Source organism: Moraxella sp. (assembly GCF_030525845.1).
Taxonomy (GTDB): Bacteria; Pseudomonadota; Gammaproteobacteria; order Pseudomonadales; family Moraxellaceae; genus Moraxella.
Genome location: NZ_JAUNDY010000001.1, coordinates 32,385 through 56,538 on the forward strand (window position 1 = coordinate 32,385; position 24,154 = coordinate 56,538).

Below are 24,154 nucleotides of genomic sequence, written 5' to 3' on the forward strand. Positions count from 1 at the left end.
TTGAGAATGTTATGAGTAGTCAGCTAAATCCACGCCAGCAAGAAGCCTTAGTCCACATTTCAGGACCGTTATTGGTATTGGCGGGGGCAGGTTCTGGCAAAACCTCGGTCATTACCCAAAAAATCGCTCACCTGATCCAAAATTGCAATATCCCTGCTGAACGTATCACGGCAATGACCTTTACCAATAAGGCGGCTCGTGAGATGAAGGAGCGTGTCAAAAAGCTGTTACCATCAGAAAAGACGCGTGGTCTGACGGTGTCGACTTTTCATCAGTTTGGTTTGCAGTTTTTGCGTTATGAGTTGATTCATACGCCCCTAAAAGGCAATTTTAGTATCATGGATGCTGATGACAGTAAGCGACTTTTGGCGGAACTCATGGTGCGAGACAACCTATCAGGGGCGGAGCGTGCTGACATGGTGGGTAAAGCAATCAAGATGATTAGCGATTGGAAAAACGACCTCGTCGCCCCAGAATATGCTCATGAAACGCTGACGGATCCTGAGGAGATGGTGTTTGCTCATTTATATGGTCTTTATGAGCGAAATCTAAGAGCGTATAATGCGGTGGATTTTGATGATTTGATTGTCATGCCTGCTCGTATTTTAAAAGAAAACAGTCAAGTGCGTGATAAATGGCAAAACCGCATTCGCTATCTTTTAGTAGACGAATACCAAGACACCAACACCGCCCAGTATGAACTCATCAAAATGCTCGTAGGTATCCGTGCCAGATTTACGGTGGTGGGCGATGACGACCAATCCATCTACGCATGGCGTGGAGCAAAACCTGAAAATATGGCACTGTTAAAGCAAGATTTTCCAGCGTTGCATGTGGTTAAGCTAGAACAAAATTACCGTTCCACCAATCGCATTTTGGCATCAGCCAATGCCGTGATTACCAATAATGAGCATATTTTTGAAAAATTGCTGTGGTCGGATAAAGGTCATGGCGAGCTGATTCGTGTGGTCAGCTCGTCTGATGATGGAGCGGAAGCTGAACGTGTTGCCAAAGAAATTGTTACTCATCGCCTAAGGCACAATAACTCATGGGAGCAGTATGCGGTGCTATATCGGTCGAATTTTCAGGCAAGGGCGTTGGAAGCGGAGCTTCGTTCGTTGCAAGTGCCGTATAAGCTCTCTGGGGGTACGTCATTTTTTGCTCGTACTGAGATTAAAGATGTGATGAGTTATTTGCGGATTATTTTAAATCCCGATGATGATGCAGCATTTTTGCGAATTATTAATACCCCAAAACGTGGCATGGGGTCGGCCACCCTAGAAAAACTTGGGCTTTTTGCTCAGGAGTATGGTCTATCCTTGCTAGCGGCATGTACCCATTCGGGGCTAAAATCAGCGGTGGGAGCAAAGGCAGGGGCGACATTGGCAAGTTTTGGCGAATTTATTGAGCATTATACACGTGAACTCTATGATAATCCTGACCCCATGCCACTGGTGCGTCAGATGATTATGGAGACGGGCTATATTGATTACATTAAAGAAGACAGCAAAACACCCCAACAAGAAAAAAACCGCCTCGATAACATCGAGTCTTTGTATTCGTCCATCAACGCACTCATTGAACGTGCTGAAGATGATGACGAAAAAAGCATCGATGCGGTTATCCGTAAGTTGGTTTTGCTTGATATGTTAGAACAGCAACAAGAGGAAGAAAATACCAATAAAGTAAACCTCATGACGCTACACGCTGCTAAGGGTCTTGAATTTGATTTTGTGTACATCATTGGTGTAGAAGAGGACATCTTGCCTCATCGTAACTCCATTTTAAGCGAGACCATCGAAGAAGAAAGACGGCTGATGTATGTGGGTATCACACGAGCAAGGCATGAGCTTACCTTGATGTACGCCCAAAAACGCAGGGCAGGTAAAGAATATCGCCAAACCACGCCATCACGGTTTTTGGATGAATTGCCTGATGACCACATCGATTATCCTGCCAAGCGTAAAAAAACAGCCGACCCCACTCAGGTGGCAAATGATTATTTGGCAAATATTCAAGCCATGCTCGCCGCAAAACGAAAATCTTCGTAGATGAGTGGGTTTTTAAATGCAAAAACCAAAGATGTCATGTCTTTGGTTTTTTATTGATTATCGTCTGCGATATATCACGTCCCAAGAGGTGCGTCCGTAATCTTGCCCTCGTTTTTCAAATTTGGTGGCGGGGCGAAATTCTGGTTTTGGCGAGAAATTGCCCTTGCCTGCCACATTATCAAATTCTGACATATTATCTAGCACTTCTAGCATCCACAGGGCATAATGTTCCCAGTCAGTTGCACTGTGAAAAATGCCACCAACAGCCAACTTATCCGCCACCAAACTCATGCGGTCTGTGGTTACAAAACGGCGTTTGTAATGACGCTTTTTTTGCCATGGGTCAGGAAAATAAAGCTGAACGGTGTCAAGATGTCCGCTGGGTAAGTTTGAGAGTAGGGCAATGGCATCGCCGTTTAGTACTTTTAGGTTGGTTAAGCCAAGCTCATGTGCCAAATAGGCGGCACGCCCAATACCGGGTTCGTGAACCTCAATGCCGACAAAGTTGCGATTGGGGGCATTTTTTGCCATCTCGACTAATGTATCGCCCATGCCAAAGCCGATTTCTAGGGTTAGGGGAGCATCTGTGCCATTTGGGGTATCCTCAAAAAATACACGTAAATCGTGAATGTTTGAAACATCGCCCAATTTACCCAAATCTTGACCGTGATTGATGATGTAGGGGGCAAAAGTGGCGTCGGTCAGGGCTTGTTTGGCGTATTGGCTAAGATGTGTGCGACGACGCATGAAGGTGCTGATGGCATGGCTGTATTCAGTAGGTGTGCGTGTCAGTCCTGCAATCTCATTTTTGATGGTCTGTGCAGAAATGTCAGGGGTTTGGCGGTCGCCACCGATGGGGGCAAGTGGTGTGTTTGGGGTATTGTTGCTCATAAACTGGCTTTACTTCATAAAATAAAATGGCTAAAATAGCCATAAAAGACCGTTTATTATAATCAATCCCATCAGGGCAATCAAGGCTTATGGCGATTTTTGCATGGGGATTGGTAGAGGATTTGGGGTTTGTGATGTTTCGTTTGCCTTTTTTGGAAGATAGTACGCCACCACCTTTTTATGTGCCAACATTATCTTGCGAAGAAAGGGTACAGTTGGATAGGTGGTTTATTGGCAGGCGTTCACAGGCGTATTATTTAAAACGTTTTGGTGAATTTGATAAAGCAGGTCGTTTGCATGCCCGCTTTCATTGGTCAGCTTTTTTTGCAACATTTGGTTGGCTACTTTATCGCAAACGCTACTTAGATTGCGTGGTTTATTGCGTCGCTGGCTGGTCTTTTATCAAAGTAAATATCGTCATCATTTTGGCGATTTGTGAATTTTTATTTGTCGGAAAAATCCCTGCGGACGTACAAATGACGGTGCGTATAGCCATTGCTGGCTGTGTTTGGCTTTTTTGGTCTGGCATGGTGGCACGTTGGGCGGACGCGTATTATTATCGCATGGCACGCCGTGAAATTGCTGATGCTTTGGAATTGTACCCACAGGATAAAGTTGCTCAAAAAGCACATCTAGAACAGCATGGTGGTGTGAGTATGATGGGGCTTGGGGTCGCCTTTGGTATGTTTGGTGCGTTTTTGGCAATCATTGTGTTGCAGTTTATGCCAATCATTGCCGCTCAAAAAGAGCAGGCGGTCATTTTTGAGAGTTATCGTACGGTCAGTGCTATCCAAAAACGTGTGGCACACATCGTGGAGCAGACAGGCTCTTGCCCTGTGGGATTACCTGTGTCGGCAGATGGGCAGAGAGTGTCGGTGGAGGTGGTGGCGAGTGTGGCAGGCGTACCAACCGATTGTGCGGTTGTTGCGACAGTAACAAAATCAAGCTATCCAGTACGGTATTTGAATGGGCAGTATTTGACCATCTATCGACAAATTGACAGCAATTCATGGCGGTGCCAGACCTCCTTGAATAAGCAACAAACGCCCAAAAGATGCGTGGGGTAGACGACAGGTCTGCGGACACCATGGGGTGTTGGAGAGGGTGGTAAATTTAACGACGCTGTGATAGATTTGGTGTGCAAGTGCTATCTTGGTGCAGCCTCCAAGACTTTTATGGGAAGCTCCACCCCAAGCTTACTTGTAAGTTTGTCATTCTCTACCGCAACAATATCATTTGCAAACCAACCCACCACCATTGGCAACAGTTTGTGTTCTAGGGCATGAATGCGAGCTTGTAACTCATCAGCCGTTTCATTGGGTTTGATGTGCGTAACCGCTGTCGCAATCACCGCCCCTGCGTCTAATTCTTCGGTTACCAAATGCACGCTGCAGCCGTGCAATCGCTCGCCTGATTTTAATACCCGTGCGTGCGTATCCAAGCCTTTATAAGCAGGTAAAATAGATGGGTGCAAATTAATCATTGGAATGTTTAAGTCATTATTGACACCACCTATAAATAAGGGTGTCAAAATTTTCATAAAGCCTGCCAAAACCACCAAATCAGGCTGTAATTGCCTTAAAATATCCAATGCCCTTTGTTCAAATTCCACTCGTTTATAAGGTTTGCCTGTGTCGTCTTTATCAATGACAAAGGTGGAAATATTGGCACTCTTGGCACGAGTTAGAGCATAAGCATCTGCTTTGTTGGAAATGACGCCGACGATGTCTATATTTAAAGTGTTGTTGAATTGTTTGTCAATTAATACTTGTAAATTACTACCGCTACCAGAAACAAGGACGGCGATTTTTAGTTTTTTTGGGGCACTCATTTTTTATCTCTTAATTAATAAACTTAATAGGGTATTTTGTTATATGCTCATCAATCGTTAAGAAAGTTGGATTTTCTATCATTGCCTGACTGATGATAATACGGTCAAAAGGGTCTTTATGAAAATATTCTAAATTTTGTAAATTTAAAATATGATTTTCATTGATTGTTAATATTTCATAAAGATGATACTTTTGATTTGAGTAATCAATTCTGCAATGCTTTTGGTTAATGGCAATTTGCCAAGTTGATATTTGATTTGCATTTCCCAAAAAGTTGCCATACTGATACAAAAATCATTGTCTGGATTTTCTAAAATTTTTAAAATGCTTTTTGGTAATCGTTCAGGATAACAGCTTGCCCAAATAAAAATATGTGTGTCTAATAAATATTTTGCCATTTTCATCACTTATACAAAATATCATCTTCTGGAAACCAAAAATCATCGCCAAGATAGCCATCAAAATCATCACTCATTGTCATTTGACCTTGAAAAAATCCCAAGCGTTTTTTGGTGATTTCTTCACGGTTTAATGGCAAGGCTTGTTCATTGTCTTGTGTGATCGCACTCGGAAAGCGATTAAAGCGTTTTTGGGCAATGCTTGGTTTGTTTTCTTGTTGAGAAAAAGGAATATTGGCAATCATTTTTATCAAAGAAAAACGCTCTTGCTCTGATAAATTTTCAATCATTGGAGCAAAGGCTTGAATGTTGGGAGCATATTCTTTTAAATAATCTTTATTATAAGATGAAGTTAATTGCATTGATTATCTCCTTTTAAATTTGGCCTTAATTTTTATTAAACCCAATTCATTACTTTAAAGAAATATGACCAGCATGATGAGGGCATTCAAATTTTGTTAATTTGTCATTCACAAAGGTGGCATTGACTTGTTCAATTTCTGCTTTATGGGCAAGCCAAGTGAGTGTGTTTTGGCTATGGTAATTTTGCTCCTTAGGATTGCCAAGCCAAAATACAACCGTTGGCTTATCCATACCTAATTTTAGTTTAGGGCAATAATCTGATGAATTTGCCCAATCCCAATCTTTGCAAGTGCCATTTTGTATACAGCTTGGGCGGTAGCATTTTGATTTAACACTACCCCATTTACCGCCTGTACTTTCGCAGAGAGATTTCATCTGCTGACCTGTACAGGCGGTTAATAATGCAAGTATCAATAAAATAAAGCAATTATTTAATGCCTTATAGATAAACCACTGCATTCCCACTGCGTTTACCAATCTGCCCCAATTTCCAAGCAGTTTCGCCTTGTGCGGTCAAAAATTCAAGGGTTTTGTCCGCCTTATCAGCAGGGACAACGACCACAAAGCCCACGCCACAGTTAAAGGTACGCACCATTTCCATGGGATCAATGTTACCTTTTTCTTGTAGCCATTTGAATACAGGCGGAAATTCCCAAGAATTTAGGTTAATTTCGGCTGATAAGTCATCAGGCAATACACGGGGCAAATTTTCGGTAAGGCCTCCCCCCGTAATGTGTGCCATTGCGTGAATGTTTGCGTTGCCAAGTTCTTTTTGTAAGGCATTGATAGATTTGACATAGATTTTGGTCGGGGCAAGTAGCACATCTTTTAAGGGCTTGCCGTCAAGCTCGGCGGTTTTTAAATCCGTGCCAGACACTTCAATGACTTTTCGCACCAGCGAGTAGCCGTTGGAATGCACGCCAGAGCTTGCCAAGCCAATCAGCACATCGCCTTGCCCCACATTTGCCCCTGTGATGACTTCGTCTTCTTCGACCACGCCCACACAAAAGCCCGCCAAATCGTAATCATTGCCGTGATACATCCCCGGCATTTCAGCCGTTTCGCCACCGATTAAGGCACAATTTGACAGCTTGCAACCATCGCCAATGCCCTTGATCACGCTTTCGGCAACATCGACATCGAGCTTGCCTGTGGCGTAATAGTCTAAGAAAAATAACGGCTCAGCACCGCAAACAAGCAAATCATTCACACACATCGCCACCAAATCTTGTCCGATGGTGTCGTGTTGGTTTAGGTCTAATGCCAATTTTAATTTGGTGCCAACGCCGTCCGTACCAGACACCAAAAGCGGTGATTTGTAGCCTTGTGGAATACGGCAGAGTGCCCCAAACCCACCAAGTCCGCCGATAACCTCTGGGCGAGAGGTTGCCTTTGCCACCGATTTGATACGCTGCACAAGTGCTTCGCCTGCGTCAATGTCCACGCCTGCGTCTTTGTAGCTTAGAGAAGTTGTGGGAGAAGTTGTCATGATTTGCCCTTAAAAATTGAGAATATGGGGTTATTATAACAAAAAAGGAGGGGAATTATCCATTTTGTTGTGTGGGATTTTGCGAAGTCAGGGGGGTAAGTTATTTTGCAAAAACTTGATAAAGTGTGTGCAAACTCGCCAACGCCACCACAGGGGCGGTTTCTGTCCGCAGTACCCGCTCGCCAATCGTCCACGCCCTAAAATTGTGCTGTATCGCAAAACCAATCTCGGCAGGGGACAGACCGCCTTCACCGCCGATAAGCAGGCTGATGGTGTTGGGAAAACCACCTTTAAATTTGGCAAAATTTACTTTGCCATCGCTTAATGCCAGCACAAGTTTTAATTCATCTTGGCAATTTTGTACAAACTCGCTCAAACTGACAGGCGGTAGAATTTTTGGGATAATATTCATTCCGCACTGCTCACACGCCGACACCGCCACGCCTTGCCAATGGTTGATTTTTTTTAAATCTCGTTCGTACTTTAAATGTTCTTGACAGCGTTCGCTAGTCAAAAGCTGAATGCTTGCCACGCCCATTTCGCACGCTTTTTGAATGGCATAATCCATTCTATCGCCACGACTCATTACAAGCCCAATATTGGCAATAAAGAGTGGGGTGCGGTTAATGGGATTAAAATTTTGAATTAAAACTTTGGCGTGTTTTTTATTGATTTCGGTTAAAGAAACTGTATATTCTCCGCCATTGCCATCAAATAAAATACCGCTATCGCCAACTTTGGCACGCAAAACTTTGCACCAATGATGATAAACGGTATCGGTAAGGGTAATTTCTTGTCCAATTTGATGATTGGATAATGGGTTATCACTATAAAATCTATTCATAACTTAATGTTGATAAAGCCTAATAATATCAATATAAAAATTACACCAATAATGGCTTCAAATAAACCAAATTGGATTAAATGGGGTTTATTTTTTGCTTGATGTATCTGAACTTTATTTTTTCGGTTGGGGTTTTTAGGTTTTCTTTTTGGTTGTGAATGTGTGATTGGTTTATGATTTTTTGTTGTTTGATTGTCTTTTGCAAGAGACAATTGACTGTATTTTTTATTTTTATTATCAATATCTCTGCCCAAGGTTTTGTGCTGTAATTTTTCACAAACACCAATAGCACGATAACGCCCCTCGTGGTCCGCACTTAAAAAAAATTCCACCGCATCGCCAATTTTGGGTCTTTTAAAAGAACGATTTGTGTATTGTGTGATATGAAAGAATATATCTTCTCGTCCTTGGCTGTGAATGAATCCATAGCCAGCATCATCATTCCAAGACAAAACAATACCTTCTAATTTTTTCATTTTTGACCCCTTGCAATAATTTAGTTTCTAAATTCACAATCTACCAAATGGTCATTTACCATTCCACACGCTTGCATAAAAGCATAACAAGTGGTTGCTCCCAAAAATTTAAAGCCGTCTTTTTTAAGCTGTTTTGCCATTTTGGTAGAATATTCGGTAGAACTTGGAATGTCGGATAAGGATTTTGGCTTATTATCTTGGGGAATTTTGGTTAAACCATTGGGCGACATTGCCCAAAGATAATCAGAGAAACTTTGGGTTTGGGTAATTTGTAAATACAGTTTGGCATTGTCAATAATCGCCTTTATTTTCCCCCAATGACGAATAATGCCTGCGTTTTGCATTAATTCATCTACTTTTTTATCATCAAAGGTGGCGATAATATTGGGGTCAAAATCAGCAAAGGCGTGATAATAATTCTCTCGCTTTCTTAAAATGGTAATCCAGCTTAATCCTGCTTGCATACTTTCTAGGCAAAGTAGGGCGAATAATGCTCTATCATCAAAAATGGGCTTACTCCACTCATTATCGTGATAGGCGACATATAGAGGGTCGTTGCCACACCAAGTACAGCGATTAATAATGTCATTCATAAAATATAATCTATTAGCATTATTCCAAAAATATTGGCGATAATGGTTATATAAAACATGCCTCGAAATTCGGCTTTTGTGGCTTTATGGTTTAAAAATTTATGAGCGAAACTTGCTCCAATCCAGCCACCTAATACATCAATAATATGCAATGTCTTTTCTGGAATTCGCCAGTCGTCAGTTTTGGCGTATTGTTTGTCTGTGTAGTACGCAATAAAACTGGCGATACTCATAATGACATACCAAAATAATATCATTTTTGAGAAATTAAAAAACAAAACTGCAATACAAACCAAAGCAAAATAACTCATTGCAATGACGCAGATTGTATTTAAAACACCGTGTTTTTGTTTTCGGCGTTCTTGATAGGCTTCGTAGGCTTGGCGTTTTTGGATTTTTTGTTGTTTTTGATGTTGCTTTTGCAGGACAAAAGATAATTCTTGGATATTGGTGGCACAAATGCGTCCTTGTTTGTCCTCGCCTAATTCAAAAACTACAGATTCTCCAACAGTTGGCTGTTTATTTGGTCGATATTCACGCACATGAAAAAATAGGTCTTTTTGACTCACCATATGAATAAATCCATAACCTTTATCTGGGTCGAAATTTAATATAATACCTTGATGTGTTTGCATGGTGATATTCTAGGTTTTTTGATATTATAAAATTGCCAATTTCCACCCCAAAGGGTATTTGGGGTGGAAATATTGTATTGTGTATTATTTTAAATAATCCTTTAACTTTTTGGCTTGCTCACTGGCATTGCCAATATAGGTCGCTGGCGTTAATTCTGCCAAACGCTGACGGTCATTTTCAGGCACTTGGGCAAGCTCATCGCCATTGACAAAGTTTACCATCATTTCACGAGTCATCGCTTGTCCACGCGTCAAAGCCTTTAATTTCTCGTAAGGCTTTTCTACATTATAGCGTCTCATGACGGTTTGAATGGGTTCGGCAAGCACTTCTTGGGCGTTATCTAGGTCTTCGGCTAATCTATCGGCATTTAATTCTAATTTGCCAATACCCTTTAAGCAGGCTTCAAAAGCAATTAAACTTTGAGCAAACCCAACACCCATATTACGAAGTACCGTGCTGTCGGTCAAATCTCGCTGCCAACGGCTAATGGGTAATTTTTCACCTAAATGAGCCAATACTGCATTGGCAATTCCCAAATTGCCTTCTGAGTTTTCAAAATCAATGGGATTGACTTTATGGGGCATGGTTGATGAACCCACTTCGCCTTCTTTTAATTTTTGTTTAAAATAGCCCAGTGAAATATAACCCCAAACATCACGGTTAAAATCAATCAAAATGGTATTATAACGGCGTAAAGCATCAAATAGCTCCGCCATATAATCGTGCGGCTCAATTTGCGTGGTATAAGGGTTAAAAGTTAATCCTAAACTTTCTACAAAACTTTGTGAGTGTTTCGCCCAATCAATATTAGGATAAGCAGACAAATGAGCATTATAATTCCCCACCGCTCCGTTAATTTTACCAAGCAATTCAACCGATTTAAATTGGTTAATTTGGCGATATAGACGATAGGCGACATTTGCCATTTCTTTGCCTAATGTGGTAGGGCTTGCGGTTTGTCCGTGCGTGCGAGATAGCATTGGTACATCGGCGTATTTTTCCGCCAAGTTTGCAATATTATCAATAATATCTTGCATTGATTTAACTAAAATATCACGACCTGATTTTAGCATTAAAGCGTGGGATAAGTTGTTAATGTCTTCTGATGTACAGGCAAAATGAATAAACTCGCCTGCGTTTTTTAATTCGTCAATGTCTTGGGTTTGTTCTTTTAGAAAATATTCCACCGCTTTAACATCGTGGTTGGTGGTGCGTTCAATTTCTTTAATACGCTCGGCATTTTCTAATGAAAAATTATCAATAATGGCGTTTAATTTGGCATTGGTGTCATTAGAAAATGGGGAAATTTCGGTGATTTCGGGGTGGTTCGCTAGGGCTTGTAGCCAGCGAATTTCCACGGTAACACGGGCGTGCATTAAGCCAAATTCAGACAAATAAGGACGCAGGGCATCGCATTTACTTGCGTAGCGACCGTCAAGGGGGGATAGGGCGGTAAGTTGGTTTAAATCAGACATGATTTTTCCTTTAAGTGGCGTGTCCAAAAATGGACCTGATGATTAATGAATTTCAATGGTGGTGTTTTCGTCTACATTGGCAAACACTTCAAGAGCGTCCCAATTTGACAGACCTACCGAGCCTGTCGATGAGAGCTGTCCAATGATTTCAGGATTACTAACGCCGTGAATGCCGTAGCCTGATTTGTTTAGGGCAATCCATACCACGCCAACAGGGTTATTGGCACCTGGCGGTAAGATGGCGGTTTCTTTTTTGTTGTTTTTGGTGATGGTTGCCTTGTAGTGGGGCATTTTTACTTTATTGCTGATGGTGTAAGTGCCTGTATTGACAGATTTTTTGGTGTTGCCAATGGTAACAGGGTAGCTGGCGACGAGCGTTTGGTCTTGGTAGGCGGTTAAGGTGTTTGTGGCTTTATTGATAACCACTTTGGTAAAGCCATTTTCAAATGCAGAGCCAGTATCGACCACAGTGATGGTTTCACCTGCGACAAATTGCTTATTTGGGTTGATTTTGGTAAGGTAGTCGATACGCATGTGAAAGCGTTCGGCAAGCTTTTCTTGTATGCTCTCGTAGCCTAAGTCGTTGAGTTTGGACTGGGCTTCTGTATCTTTTGGCAGGGCATTAAAGGTGGTAACATCTTCTGGGGTAATGGTGTAGCTAACCAGAATATCCTTGCTATTTTGGTTGAGTGCCTCCCATGTTTCTTGGTTCATCTTACCGGTGGCAGGGAGGTTTTTCATACGTTGAAAGTTGGCAAGAGCATTTTTGCTGTGTGTCCCCCAACCACCATCAATAGCACCGACTGAGGCGTGGTGTCTGTCTAGTAGTGTTTGGATTTTTACTGTCATGGCACTGTTGGCTTTCATTTGGGGAGTCCAAACGGCGTTATTGACAGCATCGATGTATTCGGCACTCTCTACGGTGGTGTAGCGTTTGCCTGATTTGTCGGTTTTGTTGTTTGTGGCTTTTTTGGGGCGTGCGTGATTGATGGTGTCGCTGTCATCGGCAGTCAGCACGGTGGGGTCAAATGGGTTTTTTTTGGTGGGCTGGGCGTTTGCACTTAGGGCGGTTAGGCTCAGTAGTGAAGCGACCATCATCGTGGTGGTTTTTGGGGTAAAAATTTTCATAAATTCATCACTTTTAAAAGAAAAAAACATGGCTATTATGCGTTAAAATCGGATAAATGGCAATGGGCTACGCTTAACCCTTATGATACATTTACAGTTTAGCAATAATCTAGAAAAATCTCGGTAAAACCCACCACTAAAACTGGATTTCTAATCGGTTAAAAATGCCAAAATCATGGTTTTTATCAAGGCTTTTGTTGTTATAATAACTAACATCGGTTTGGATAAACAACCAATCTCGCCATATGGGCTGGCGGTAGCTGATGTAGGGACCATAGGTGTTTAGCGTGGGTGTCTTGTGTGTAAAGTCGCCACCTGCATACATACCGTAGCTAAACTCACGCATGCCATGTTTGCCATTTAGCTGATGCCTCTGATATAGGCTGTTACTCCATGCGGTGTTTTCGTCATCTTTGTGGGTGTAGGCAAGATGAGTGCGATTAATCAGCGTGCGATGATTGGATTGGGGCTGGCTAAATTCTAGAGTGGATAAGGCAAAATGCTCGCTTTTTGAGCCATAGCGATAAACTTGCTCAAAACGACCATCGATGTCGTGGTCTAGCTCCCAGCGTTTTTCTGCTCGTAGTTTAAGGTAGATGTCATCAGAACGCAGTCCGATGTCTGCATCTGTGTCTACACCCAGTGTTTCTTGGAATTTTGACCAACGCAAGGCAAGTGATGAGTTGTCTTTTCGTGCTTGACGGTGGTTAAAGGTTTCTTGGCTGTCTACGATGCGTCCATCATTATAAATACCGCCACCATGTTCTAAGTCCAAATCATCATCACCCACGATGACACTTAGGCGGTGTTCAAGCGTGGGTAGCCTGACACGGGCTCGAATGCGAGGCTTGATGGTCGTGCCATCGTCAGCACTATAATGGGTATCTAGCATGACTCGAATGGAGGCACGAGCAGGATTATTGGGGTCGGTTTGACCAAACCAGTCGTCCATCGTGTGAGCGGTGCGATTGAGCCATTTTTTGGTGTGTTCGTGAGTGTGGTCAATCCACGTATGATGGTTGGGGTCTGTCTCTAAGTTGGCGTGGGCGTAACTTGTGATGGCACTAAGTATCATGACTAAGGTACGTCCTGCCGTGTATTTTGGGTGTATCATCATGAGGATATGAGTTGGTTTGGGCGTATCATGACAATAATAATACCATCAAAATATGCCCAATGTCATTTTCTAAATTAAAGGTATTTAAAGTTTGATTTTGTCTTTTAGCAAAAACTCCATCAAGGCTTTTTGGGCGTGTAAGCGATTCTCCGCCTCGTCCCAAACCACCGCTCGTGGGTCGTCTAGGAGGTCATGACTGATTTCCTCGCCACGATGAGCAGGCAAGCAATGCATGAAAATCACGTCTTTGTCTGCTGTATCGAGCAGTTCACGAGTTACTTGAAAACCTACAAAATCCGCTTCACGTTTTTTCTGCTCGGCTTCTTGTCCCATGCTTGCCCATACGTCTGTAACGACAAGGTGCGAGCCTTTAACCGCCTCGTTGATGTCGCTCGTCAAGGTCAAACGGTGGGCGTATTTGGTGGTAAGCTCGCTGTTTGGCTCGTACCCTTTTGGCGTGGCAATGTTTAGATGAAAATCAAACTGCTCAGAGGCTAAAATATATGAATTGCACATATTATTACCATCGCCCACCCATGTTACGGTTTTGCCTTTGATGTCGCCACGATGCTCGGCAAAAGTCTGCATGTCTGCCAAAAGCTGGCAAGGGTGATAATCATCGGTCAGGGCGTTGATGACAGGCACGGACGAATATTCGGCAAAGGTTTGTACTTTTTGATGAGCAAAAGTGCGAATCATCACGATGTCGGTCATCGAGCTAATCACCCGAGCCGAATCCTCAATCGGTTCGCCACGCCCAAGCTGAGTATCATTGGGCGATAAAAACAGAGCCTGACCACCAAACTGCCCCATACCCGTTTCAAAAGAAACACGAGTGCGAGTGCTGGACTTTTCAAAAATCATCGCAAGCGTACGACCAACAAAGGGGCGATAAATCTCGCCGCTGTGTTGCATTTTTTTTAGCTCAATGGCACGAGCAATGACGGCTTGTAATTCGTCTTTGGATAAATCAAGTAGGGTTAAAAAATGGCGAACGCTCATGGCAAATCCTTGTATATCATTAAAAGAGATGAGTATAACAAAATTTTGGGAAAAAATGCAATGATTTATCCAAGATATGCTAAACAATCCGTCTGGTCGGTCTGTTCATGGTTTGGCAAAATAACTCATAACTGATGGTATTAGCCCAGTCTGCTACCTCATCAGCGGATAAGCCCTCGCCCCACAGTATGGCGGTGTCGCCTTTTTCGATGGGTAAATCTGTCATGTCAATCATCATCATGTCCATTGCCACACGTCCGATGATAGGAGCGATGTGATGTTTGTTGTTTTTGATGATAAGTACCTTGCCACTTGTAATTGCGCGCGGATAACCATCGCCATAGCCTACGCTAAGTATGCCGATGGTGCTTGGTTTTTGTGCTGTCCAAAGTCCGCCATAGCCTACTTGTTCGCCCACATCAAGCTTATGGGTGGCGATGATTTGGGTGCTAAATGTCATGACGGGGCGTAAATTTAGCTGATGAGCAGAGTATTCTGTGATGGGCGTGCCACCATATAAGGCAATGCCTGCTCGCACCCAATCATGATGAACGTGAGGGAAATGAATGATGCCTGCTGAGTTGCATAATGAGCCTTGAACCTTGTGATTGCATAGCTTGTTTAGATGAGAGAGGGCTTCGTTGAAGCGGTCTATTTGCTTGGTGTTGGTGGGGTGGTCTTTATCATCAGCACAGGCAAAATGACTGGTTAAAATCAGCCGATAACCCTTGTCGTTTAGGCATTTGCCAGCTTCTATAAGTTCATCAAGACCAAAGCCTAGACGGTTCATGCCTGTGTTGTATTTTAGCCAAATGGTGCGTGTAAAACTCCCATCTGGCGGTACATTTTGTAAAGCCCAATCCAGTTGTTCTTTGCAGTGTATCACACAGCCAAAATCATGTTCTAGGGCGATTTGCCATTCATGGGGGTTAAACACGCCCTCGATTAACACCACAGGTTTGGCGTGGTTATGCAGTTGCAAAAGATGAAACACCTCCAAGCCCTCGCCCAGTGTCGCCACACCAAAGGCGTCAGCCCCCATGAGGGCAGATAGACAGTTTGCTACACCATGTCCATAAGCACCTGATTTAACCATCGCCATTATCCGTGCGGTGGGAGCGAGTGTCTTGATGGTATTTAGGTTGTGAGTCAGATTGGCTTGATTGATGTCAATGTATGTGTGTCGCATGGTTTTGTTCTCAGTAAATCTATTCTTCTTCGTAGCTGTCAGGGGTTTCGCTGGCAATGAGGTTATCAAAGCGTGTGTACTCGCCCACAAATTTAAGGGGCAGTTTACCAATAGGACCGTTTCTTTGTTTGCCGATGATGATTTCGGCAAAACCTTTATTGTCAGGCTTATCTTTGTAATACACTTCATCACGATAAATAAACATGATGAGGTCAGCGTCTTGCTCGATGGCTCCTGATTCACGCAAATCTGCCATCACAGGGCGTTTGTCGGTGCGTTGTTCAAGTGAGCGGTTAAGCTGTGATAGAGCGATGACAGGGCAATTCATTTCACGAGCTAAGGCTTTTAAGCTACGGCTAATCTCGCCAATTTCTTGGACACGGTTGTTTTCCATGCCTGGTACTTTCATTAATTGTAGATAGTCCACAACAATCAAGCCAATGCCTGTCTCAGGGTGGTTTTTGGCGATACGTCTGCACGTGGAGCGTACCTCAGAGGGCGGTAAGTTGTTGCGGTCATCGATGTAAAGATGAGTGTTCTGAAAAAAGGTAACAGCCTGTGATAGACGTATCCATTCATCTTCGCTCATGTTTGCCGAGCGTAGGTTGCCTTGATGAATGCTACTAAATGCCGATATCATACGCATTAAAATGGATTCGGCGGGCATTTCCATCGAAAACATGACCACAGGGAGTTCTTGGTAGAGCACTTCTTGGGCAAGGTTCATGGCAAGGGTGGTTTTACCCATTGAGGGACGAGCCGCCAATACGATGAGGTCGCCACGTTGAAGCCCTTGTGTTTTGCCATTGAGCTCCTCAAAAGGTGTGCGAAGTCCGATAAGTCCGCCTCTGCGATTTTTCATTTCGTCCAGCTGGGTAACCACGCTTTCCAAGATGTCATCGACACGCCTGATGCCCTGCTTACCTGTGCCACGTGAGTAATCTTCGTTAATGCGAAAAATGTCGGATTCGACCACGTCCAAAATTTCGCTGACGGTTTGTTTTTTGGGGTGGTAGGCTAGATTGAGCATGGTGTTGGCGGATTTGATGAGTTGGCGATACACCGAAAACTCACGCACCCGTTCAGCATAAGGCACAAGGTTAAATAGCGTGGCGGGGCTTTGGTTGATTTGCATGAGATAATCTTCGCCACCCACCACAGAGAGTAAGTTTTGTTGGCTTAAAAAATCATGAACCATCAGTGTGTCATAGGGTTGGTTTACTCTAGATAGATGGCTGATGGCATTAAAAATCTGCTTATGTCTTTCGCCATAAAAATCCTCTGCCTTGACGATGTCGCTGATTTTTTCAAAGGAATCATCAATACTCATGAGTGAGGCAAGCAATGCTCGCTCGATGTCAATGTTGTGTGGTGGTTGTAGGGTCAGAAGGTCGCTGGATGGTTCTTTGGTGTCGGCAGTCATGGCAAATTTTCTGTTATCTAAAACGCAGATTTTACCATAAAGCGACAAATTGTGCTTTTTAAAATCTTAATTAATCGGTAAAATAACACCTTATCTTATACACAAGTTTTCCACAGTCATGAACACTCATTTAAAACCCATTCTTGTTACCACAGGCGAGCCTGCGGGCATTGGCATGGACATTGTCATTGATGTGCTGACTCATCATGCTCATGGTTTAACCACGCCACTTGTTATTTGTGCCGATAAAGTTGCCTTTGCCGAGCGGATAAATCAACTGTGTCAAAACGGCATGAATGCAAGCAATGTCATGGATTTATTAACCGTGCTAGATAATGGGGATTGGGAGTATCAGAATATTGATTTGGAAAAATTAATCAAAAACAAACCATTGTCTACACATTATCTGTTGCACATTCCTTGTGATGAACCTGTGGTTGCAGGCGTGCTAAATGTTGCTAATGCTGGCATGGTACAAGCTCAACTTGACGTAGCTCATCATCTTGCCAGCACCGCTTGGGTGGGGGCGATTGTTACAGCACCACTTCAAAAATCCGTGATGATAGATGGCGGTGTTACGTTAGATAATGGCGATAAATTTAGCGGTCATACCGAATATTTTATGTGCAAGGCAGGCGTGGATAAGGTGGTGATGATGCTTGCCAATGATAAAATGAGAGTGGCTCTTGTTACCACGCATTTGCCGTTAAAAGAAGTGTCAAACGCCATCACTGCCCACGAAGTTCATCAAACGGTTGCTATTACGCATGCACAGATGGTGGCGAAGTTTGGCATCAAAAATCCCAAAATCTTGGTGTGTGGACTAAATCCCCATGCAGGCGAAGGCGGTCATTTGGGCAATGAAGAAATGCACATCATCAATCCTGTTTTGCAAGGATTTCGTGATGAGGGCATGGACATCAGTCTTGCCATGCCAGCCGATACATTGTTTACTGATAAATATTTGCGAGTGGCAGATGCCATCATCGCCATGTATCACGACCAAGGGCTTGCCCCCCTAAAATCACACGGTTTTGGCGATACGGTAAATATTACGCTGGGCTTACCCTATGTTCGCACGTCAGTCGATCATGGTACGGCACTTGATTTGGCTGGGACGACGCTGGCAGACAGTCGCAGTTTGCGTTGTGCGATTTTGATGGCAAATCAGATGATGAGGCGGTCAGCTTAGGGCGTGTAAATTGTGTAAATATTGACGGTATAAATTGTAATTTGGTGGTGCGTTAGCCATTTTGCTTAAAATAACCAACTTTTGATTTTTTGTGCCAAATTTTAGCGGTAAGTTTTTTTTCAAAATACTGCGATTTATCGCATCTTAATTACAAATACCGACGGTTGGCACGTCTAGTTTATTATTTAGCGTGGAATAAATTTTATGTTTAATCAGACATTTGTAGATACTCGGCAACGCATAGAGAATTTTGCCAAAGAACAAAAACATGAATATCTGACGGTAGAACATCTGTTGTTGGGACTACTCTCTGACCCAGAGGCTCATGAGGTTTTGGTGGCGTGTGGGGTGGATTTGGAGTTTTTGGATAGAGAATTGAAGCGGTATTTAGAAGTTTATGTGCCTAAGCTTAATGACAAAAACACCTCTTTGATGATGACAAAGGCGTATCAGCGTGTGCTACAAAGAGCCATCTGGCAGGTGCAGACCAGTGGACAAGGACGTGAGGTGTCAGGGGTGGACGTGCTTGTGGCGATTTTTAAGGAGCGAGACACGCAATCGGTAGCACTATTGAAGGCTCAGGGTGTGTCAGGTTTGTCGGTCATGCGGTATTTGTCGCATGGACAGGTGCAAAGCGAGTTGGAGGAGGATACCGCCAGCGAGCATGATGTCAAAAAAAGAGCAACTAAAAAAGACCCTTTGAAAGAATTCACCCAAAACCTAAACGAGCGTGCCAAAAACGGACTGACCGACCCGCTCATCGGACGTGTGGATGAGATAGAGCGTACCGCCCAAGTGTTGTGCCGTCGCCGTAAAAATAACCCCTTACTCGTGGGCGATGCAGGCGTGGGTAAAACCGCCATTGCGGAGGGACTGGCGTGGCTGATTGTGGGTGGTAAAGCCCCCAAAGCCCTAGCAGAGACGGTGATTTATAGCCTTGATATTGGTTCTTTGGTGGCAGGGACGAAGTTTCGGGGGGATTTTGAAAATCGCATTAAAGATTTATTAAAAGCCCTAAAAAAACAGCCCAATGCCGTGCTATTTATTGATGAGATTCACACCATTATCGGAGCGGGGTCATCGATGAATAGTAGCATGGACGTATCGAACCTTATCAAACCTGCACTAGCAAATGGCGAGCTACGCTGTATTGGCTCAACCACGTTTGTAGAATATCGTCAGATTTTTGAAAAAGACCATGCTTTATCTAGACGCTTTCAAAAGATTGATGTTGTTGAGCCGAGTATTGAGGATAGCATTGGGATTTTGCAGGGGCTAAAAAGCCATTATGAGAGTTTTCATCACGTCAAATACACCGATGAAGCCATCAAATCTGCGGTGGAGTTATCCAAACGACACATTCACGACCGCTTTTTACCTGATAAAGCCATTGATGTCATTGATGAGGCAGGTGCCAAACTTCGCCTAAAACACACATCATTGCCCAACGAAGCGGATGAGGGTGTCATTGGTGTGGTAGACGTGGCACAGATTGAGGAGGTGGTGGCAAAAATCGCACGCATTCCTCCCAAGTCTGTTAGCCGTGATGACATTAAGGTGCTTAAAAACTTAGAGCAAGATTTAAAGCATGTGGTCTTTGGTCAAGATGAAGCCATCAAGAAATTATCCGATTGCATTAAACTTGCTCGTGCAGGACTAAAATCTGCTAACAAACCCATTGGCTCGTTCATGTTTGCAGGTCCAACAGGCGTAGGTAAAACTGAAATCGCTCGTCAGCTTGCCTTTGCACTGGGGATAGAGCTTGTCCGATTTGACATGAGTGAGTACATGGAGGCTCATACTGCATCACGGCTCATTGGGGCTCCCCCTGGTTATGTGGGTTATGATCAAGGGGGACTACTTACCGAAAAAATCCATCAGTACCCCCACTGTGTGCTACTGCTTGATGAAATTGAAAAGGCTCACCCCGATGTCTTTAATCTACTGCTTCAAGTCATGGATAACGGTACTTTGACTGATAATAACGGGCGTAGCACTTCATTTAAACAAGTCATTCTCATCATGACCACCAACGTGGGAGCAGAGAGTATCAGTCGTGCCTCGATGGGTTTTATGGAGCAAGACCACTCATCGGATAATCATGAGGCGATAAAACGAGCTTTTACCCCAGAGTTTCGCAACCGCTTAGATGCGGTGGTGCAATTCTCATCGCTGTCTGTACAAGTGATTGGCGAGGTTGTCGATAAATTCATCATTGAATTACAAGAAACCTTGGAGGACAAAAATGTCATTCTTGAAGTAGATGATGAAGTTCGTGCTTATTTGGGCGAAAAAGGTTATGATAAACTCATGGGAGCAAGACCGATGGCGAGGCTTATTACCGATGAATTAAAACAACCGCTTGCTCAGTTGATATTGTTTGGCGATTTATCGGAGGGTGGCGTAGTAAGGGTGCGTTTAGATGATGATAAATGTGCAAATAATGATAAAAGTTCATCAAAATTGCGTTTTGATGTGGTAAAATCAGCATAAATAAGAGATGGCGTTGGTCATTTGGTTTTTTTACAAATAAGGTAGAAATTATGGCGCAAGTATTAGATGGCAAAGCAGTCGCTTCCCAAGTTGAAAACGAGCTAAAAGAGCGAGTTTTAAACTTAAAAGAAAAAACGGGTCGTACACCAATTTTGGCAACCATTTTGGTGGGTGATGACCCAGCGTCTGCCACCTATGTCCGCATGAAAGGCAATGCCTGTAAACGAGTGGGCATGGAGTCCATTCGTGTGGAAATGCCCGCCAGTACCACCACCGATGAGCTGCTTGCCAAAATCCGTGAACTCAATGCCAATCCTGACGTACACGGCATTTTGCTCCAACACCCCGTACCTGCTCAGATTGATGAGCGTGCGTGCTTTGATGAGATTGACCTAGCCAAAGACGTGGATGGTGTAACTTGTCTGGGCTTTGGACGTATGGCAATGGGCGAGAGAGCTTATGGCTCGGCAACGCCACAGGGCATCATGCACTTACTTAACCATTATAATGTCCCCCTAGCTGGCAAACATGCTGTTGTGGTGGGGCGTAGTGCCATTTTGGGCAAGCCTATGGCAATGATGCTCCTAAATGCCAACTGCACCGTGACCATTTGCCACTCTAAAACCCAAAACCTTGCTGACCACGTCCGCCAAGCTGACATCGTGGTGGGAGCGGTGGGTGTGCCTGAGCTTATCAAAAAAGATTGGATTAAGCAGGGGGCGGTTGTGGTGGACGCAGGATTTCACCCCACCGAAACTGGGGGTGTAGGCGATATTGAGCTTGACGGCATTGAAAACATCGCCAGTTTTTACACCCCTGTACCGGGTGGCGTAGGACCGATGACGATTAACACGCTCATTCGCCAGACCTTAGAGGCAGGCGAGCTGGATGCTGATCGATAAGTATGTTTGACGTGAAAAGGGTAAGTTTTTACCCTTTTTTTTGTGAGTTATTGATGAGCGAATGTAACATTTGGTAATGCTTGATTGATTTTATCAAAATGGCCACCATATCTTTATAAAGATTAGGAGGTGCTTATGTCTCATGTCAAACCAAAACTCATTCGTTTTCATCGCTCCAAACGCCATCGCATGATTGCAGGCGTGTTTGGCGGCATTGCTGAATATTTGGGCTGGTCGCCTGCTCTGTTTCGTTGGTTGTTTATTTTATCCATTCCGCTGACGGTAACGGTATCCTTATTTGGTGGGATTTTGTTTTATCTTGTCATGTGGATGGTGATGCCTGAGGCGACCGATGAGTCGTATATTTATCAATAACGCCTGAGATTTTAAAACGCTCCAAGCCCAGCCATTGTTTTAGATAACATAATCCAATGACCATGCTTTACGGTAGACCCAACCAAAGTGGCGTCAAGGGAGCATTGGGTAATAGTTTTTGGAATTTTTGAGGGTAATAAGCATTGATAAAATACAGTCCATCTGCGTCAGCGGTCGGCGGTAGTAGCGAACGATTTTTTTGCTTAATAAGATGGGGCAAATCATCGCCATGTAAGCGACCTGTACCCACCGCAAATAATGCCCCCATGATGTTACGCACCATGTGATGCAAAAAGCCATCTGCTTGAATGTCCAAAACCAGATAAGCGCCATGAGAGAACAGGCGTATGTGATGAATGTCACGTACAGGTTTATTTGATTGGCAAAGTGATGAGCGAAAACTGCTAAAATCTTGCGTGCCACAAAAATGGCGAACCGCTTGTGTCATTTTATCAATATCCAATCTCTCATAAAAATGTGTTACCTGATGGCGTAAGATGGCAGGGCGGTAGGGTTGGTTTAGGGTGATATAGCGATATCGCCGTGCTGTTGCTCCAAAGCGTGCATGAAAATCATCAGGCATGGGCGTTATCCAGCGTAGGGCGATGTCATCAGGCAAAAGGGTGTTTACGCCACGTAGCCATTGATGGGGTGTGCGATTGGCATGTGTGTGAAAATGAGCAATCATGTTGCCTGCGTGAACCCCAGCGTCTGTGCGACCTGCGGCTACGATTTCCATGGGGTGATTGGCAACCCTTGAAAAAGCAGTTTCAAGCCTACCTTGAATGCTGTCCACTTCTTGTTGGCGTTGCCAGCCCTTATAATGTGTACCAATAAACTCAATGCCGATGGCGTATGTTTGCATATTCATCTTAATCACCAGAACTCAGCGTGCAATGCGTCATTCGCATATAGCCATAAAAGTCGCCCATAGATGGCAGGAATGCTAAGCTGTCCACCTGACCACACATGATGTTTGTATTGCCACGCACCTGCTTCGTAGGTGTCGCTAACCCCATGAAAGGCACACATAGTGGTGCAGACGATGGGGATATGATTGGTGTGCAATCTTTCTAATTCATCAATGATGCGTTGTGTTTTTGGGAGATTGCCAGCCCCAAAGGCAATTAAGATTATCGCCTTAGTAGTATCATGGCTTATGTTGGCAAGCTGACTGGCTAAGTTATCTGCGTGATTGGGTAGCACAAAGACGCTATGGATATGAGCCTTTGTGGCTTGTGATTTTAAAAAAGAAATGGGTTTTTTGTTGATGGTGGGTAAGATGGGTTTTGGGCTGTGAATAGAAGTGCCAAAAAAGGCATTGGGGTTTTGACTGTCGATTTTTTGGGTGTTATCTGCCCAAAAAGTTTGATGAAAAAACTGCACAAAAACGCCTTGTCTGTTTTTGCAAACATCAATGGCTTCTGATAGATTATGCCATGCGTCACTATCATCATTAATTTGGTGAATTGGGTTGTCACTGACAAGTAGGGGGGTCATACTACCTGTGATAACCAGCGATAATTCATCGTTTGCGAAGGCACAAGACAAAAAACTTGCCAAAAAACTAAGCGTATCGGTGCCTGTAATTAGGATAAAGCGTCTTGCCCCTTGTTGATGGGCGGTGCTAATAAGGCTAAAAAAATGTACGAAATCACTGGGATTTAGCGAACTACTGTCTTTGATACAAGTATTTTGTAAAACAACTGGTTTGTCTTTTAAACGAGTGTTTAACAACTGAACCAATGTTGGCAAAAAAACATCAGCAGGCAAGGGTGATAGAGGCGAGCCATGACTACCAAAAGTGCCACCAGCATAAATAATATGAATGTCGTCTGAGTGATATGAGGTGTGAGGCATAAATAATGGTTGGAATTGATAAAGCTCAATCATAACATGCTTTTTACAAAAAAGCAAAAGACGCACCGTGGTGCGTCCTCCGTCTCTGTGTTTTATTAAGAAAGTTGAGCAATGAGTGCTTTGGCTTCTTGTTTTTGGTCGGAATTACCCACTTCAATAACTTCATTGAGTAGGCGTTTGGCGCTATCATACTCGCCAAGATCTAGGTATCGTTTGGCAAGATTTAGGGTAACACCAGTATTATCAAGACCATCTACAAAATGTAATTCTGAGGGTGTACCAATGCTTGGCTTGGTGGTAGACATGGGCGTTGGCTGTGAGATGGGTTCTTGGGCAAACTTGCTCTCAACCGCAGCAGCAGATGCCGCAGCAGGAGCTTGTGGTTCAAGATTAAAATCTAAATCACTACCCAAATCTAGGCTTGG

The 24,154-nt window shown here is 43.6% G+C and carries 26 protein-coding genes; 6 read left to right on the plus strand and 20 right to left on the minus strand.

The features are described from left to right. Positions 1-11 precede the first annotated feature (11 nt). Positions 12-2,051, plus strand: a complete 2,040-nt coding sequence (locus Q4B79_RS00140) for a UvrD-helicase domain-containing protein (protein WP_303084393.1) — start codon at positions 12-14, stop codon at positions 2,049-2,051. Positions 2,052-2,108: 57 nt separating this feature from the next. Here the strand turns inward: Q4B79_RS00140 and trmB are convergent, their stop codons facing one another. After that, a complete protein-coding gene (trmB, locus tag Q4B79_RS00145; protein WP_303084394.1) occupies positions 2,109-2,942 on the minus strand; it encodes a tRNA (guanosine(46)-N7)-methyltransferase TrmB in 834 nt (277 codons plus the stop codon). A 134-nt stretch (positions 2,943-3,076) separates the two neighbouring features. Between trmB and Q4B79_RS00150 the strand changes: the two genes are divergently transcribed. Then, positions 3,077-4,009 (plus strand): DUF2628 domain-containing protein, encoded by a 933-nt coding sequence (locus Q4B79_RS00150; RefSeq protein WP_303084546.1) that lies wholly within the window; start codon positions 3,077-3,079, stop codon positions 4,007-4,009. A gap of 80 nt (positions 4,010-4,089) precedes the next feature. Here the strand turns inward: Q4B79_RS00150 and purN are convergent, their stop codons facing one another. From purN to dnaB, 16 genes are all read right to left on the minus strand, one after another. Next, the gene (gene purN / locus Q4B79_RS00155; protein ID WP_303084395.1) at positions 4,090-4,773 is read right to left on the minus strand and encodes a phosphoribosylglycinamide formyltransferase; all 684 of its coding nucleotides are present in this window, start codon (positions 4,771-4,773) and stop codon (positions 4,090-4,092) included. A gap of 10 nt (positions 4,774-4,783) precedes the next feature. Next, positions 4,784-5,044 carry a type II toxin-antitoxin system VapC family toxin gene (locus Q4B79_RS00160; RefSeq protein ID WP_303084396.1) on the minus strand — a complete coding sequence of 87 codons (261 nt, stop codon included), beginning with the start codon at positions 5,042-5,044 and terminating at the stop codon, positions 4,784-4,786. Then, entirely contained in the window at positions 4,942-5,178 is a 237-nt protein-coding gene (locus tag Q4B79_RS09625) for a type II toxin-antitoxin system VapC family toxin (RefSeq protein ID WP_368500040.1), read from the minus strand. The genes Q4B79_RS00160 and Q4B79_RS09625 overlap by 103 nt, the downstream gene beginning before the upstream one ends. Then, positions 5,178-5,534, minus strand: a complete 357-nt coding sequence (locus Q4B79_RS00165; RefSeq protein WP_303084397.1) for a hypothetical protein — start codon at positions 5,532-5,534, stop codon at positions 5,178-5,180. The genes Q4B79_RS09625 and Q4B79_RS00165 overlap by 1 nt, the downstream gene beginning before the upstream one ends. 49 nt (positions 5,535-5,583) lie before the next feature. After that, the gene (locus Q4B79_RS00170; protein WP_303084398.1) at positions 5,584-5,910 is read right to left on the minus strand and encodes a hypothetical protein; all 327 of its coding nucleotides are present in this window, start codon (positions 5,908-5,910) and stop codon (positions 5,584-5,586) included. Between the two features lie 64 nt (positions 5,911-5,974). Next, positions 5,975-7,024 carry a phosphoribosylformylglycinamidine cyclo-ligase gene (gene purM, locus Q4B79_RS00175; protein WP_303084399.1) on the minus strand — a complete coding sequence of 350 codons (1,050 nt, stop codon included), beginning with the start codon at positions 7,022-7,024 and terminating at the stop codon, positions 5,975-5,977. 100 nt (positions 7,025-7,124) lie between these two features. Continuing rightward, the gene (locus Q4B79_RS00180) at positions 7,125-7,868 is read right to left on the minus strand and encodes a 16S rRNA (uracil(1498)-N(3))-methyltransferase (protein WP_303084400.1); all 744 of its coding nucleotides are present in this window, start codon (positions 7,866-7,868) and stop codon (positions 7,125-7,127) included. Further along, the gene (locus tag Q4B79_RS00185) at positions 7,865-8,344 is read right to left on the minus strand and encodes a cold-shock protein (protein ID WP_303084401.1); all 480 of its coding nucleotides are present in this window, start codon (positions 8,342-8,344) and stop codon (positions 7,865-7,867) included. The genes Q4B79_RS00180 and Q4B79_RS00185 overlap by 4 nt, the downstream gene beginning before the upstream one ends. Positions 8,345-8,364: 20 nt before the next feature. Then, positions 8,365-8,937: a DNA-3-methyladenine glycosylase I gene (locus Q4B79_RS00190; RefSeq protein WP_303084402.1), complete on the minus strand. Its 573-nt coding sequence runs from the start codon at positions 8,935-8,937 to the stop codon at positions 8,365-8,367. Further along, a complete protein-coding gene (locus tag Q4B79_RS00195; RefSeq protein WP_303084403.1) occupies positions 8,934-9,572 on the minus strand; it encodes a DUF1294 domain-containing protein in 639 nt (212 codons plus the stop codon). The genes Q4B79_RS00190 and Q4B79_RS00195 overlap by 4 nt, the downstream gene beginning before the upstream one ends. Positions 9,573-9,656: 84 nt before the next feature. Further along, positions 9,657-11,048, minus strand: coding sequence for an adenylosuccinate lyase (gene purB, locus Q4B79_RS00200; RefSeq protein ID WP_303084404.1), 1,392 nt, complete (start codon positions 11,046-11,048; stop codon positions 9,657-9,659). Between the two features lie 42 nt (positions 11,049-11,090). Continuing rightward, positions 11,091-12,176 (minus strand): L,D-transpeptidase family protein, encoded by a 1,086-nt coding sequence (locus Q4B79_RS00205; RefSeq protein WP_303084405.1) that lies wholly within the window; start codon positions 12,174-12,176, stop codon positions 11,091-11,093. A 136-nt stretch (positions 12,177-12,312) separates the two neighbouring features. After that, positions 12,313-13,293, minus strand: coding sequence for a hypothetical protein (locus tag Q4B79_RS00210; RefSeq protein ID WP_303084406.1), 981 nt, complete (start codon positions 13,291-13,293; stop codon positions 12,313-12,315). Positions 13,294-13,377: 84 nt separating this feature from the next. Then, positions 13,378-14,295, minus strand: a complete 918-nt coding sequence (gene argF / locus Q4B79_RS00215; protein ID WP_303084407.1) for an ornithine carbamoyltransferase — start codon at positions 14,293-14,295, stop codon at positions 13,378-13,380. Between the two features lie 79 nt (positions 14,296-14,374). After that, positions 14,375-15,484, minus strand: coding sequence for an alanine racemase (gene alr / locus Q4B79_RS00220; protein WP_303084408.1), 1,110 nt, complete (start codon positions 15,482-15,484; stop codon positions 14,375-14,377). A gap of 19 nt (positions 15,485-15,503) precedes the next feature. Next, a complete protein-coding gene (gene dnaB, locus Q4B79_RS00225; protein ID WP_303084409.1) occupies positions 15,504-16,907 on the minus strand; it encodes a replicative DNA helicase in 1,404 nt (467 codons plus the stop codon). A gap of 118 nt (positions 16,908-17,025) precedes the next feature. Here dnaB and pdxA point away from each other — a divergent pair, with 118 nt between their 5' ends. From pdxA to Q4B79_RS00245, 4 genes are all read left to right on the plus strand, one after another. After that, positions 17,026-18,099, plus strand: a complete 1,074-nt coding sequence (gene pdxA / locus Q4B79_RS00230; RefSeq protein ID WP_303084410.1) for a 4-hydroxythreonine-4-phosphate dehydrogenase PdxA — start codon at positions 17,026-17,028, stop codon at positions 18,097-18,099. A 204-nt stretch (positions 18,100-18,303) separates the two neighbouring features. Next, entirely contained in the window at positions 18,304-20,592 is a 2,289-nt protein-coding gene (gene clpA, locus Q4B79_RS00235) for an ATP-dependent Clp protease ATP-binding subunit ClpA (RefSeq protein ID WP_303084411.1), read from the plus strand. 50 nt (positions 20,593-20,642) lie between these two features. Further along, complete coding sequence (gene folD, locus Q4B79_RS00240; RefSeq protein WP_303084412.1) at positions 20,643-21,494, plus strand: bifunctional methylenetetrahydrofolate dehydrogenase/methenyltetrahydrofolate cyclohydrolase FolD; 852 nt, start codon at positions 20,643-20,645, stop codon at positions 21,492-21,494. A 135-nt stretch (positions 21,495-21,629) separates the two neighbouring features. Beyond that, positions 21,630-21,869: a PspC domain-containing protein gene (locus Q4B79_RS00245; protein WP_303084413.1), complete on the plus strand. Its 240-nt coding sequence runs from the start codon at positions 21,630-21,632 to the stop codon at positions 21,867-21,869. Positions 21,870-21,936: 67 nt separating this feature from the next. Here Q4B79_RS00245 and truA read toward each other — a convergent pair whose 3' ends face one another. The 3 genes from truA to Q4B79_RS00260 form a co-directional block, all read right to left on the minus strand. After that, the gene (gene truA, locus Q4B79_RS00250; protein ID WP_303084414.1) at positions 21,937-22,740 is read right to left on the minus strand and encodes a tRNA pseudouridine(38-40) synthase TruA; all 804 of its coding nucleotides are present in this window, start codon (positions 22,738-22,740) and stop codon (positions 21,937-21,939) included. A gap of 5 nt (positions 22,741-22,745) precedes the next feature. Next, complete coding sequence (locus Q4B79_RS00255; protein WP_303084415.1) at positions 22,746-23,729, minus strand: asparaginase domain-containing protein; 984 nt, start codon at positions 23,727-23,729, stop codon at positions 22,746-22,748. A gap of 95 nt (positions 23,730-23,824) precedes the next feature. Beyond that, the coding region (locus Q4B79_RS00260; protein ID WP_303084416.1) for a FimV/HubP family polar landmark protein at positions 23,825-24,154 on the minus strand (330 nt) is incomplete at its 5' end.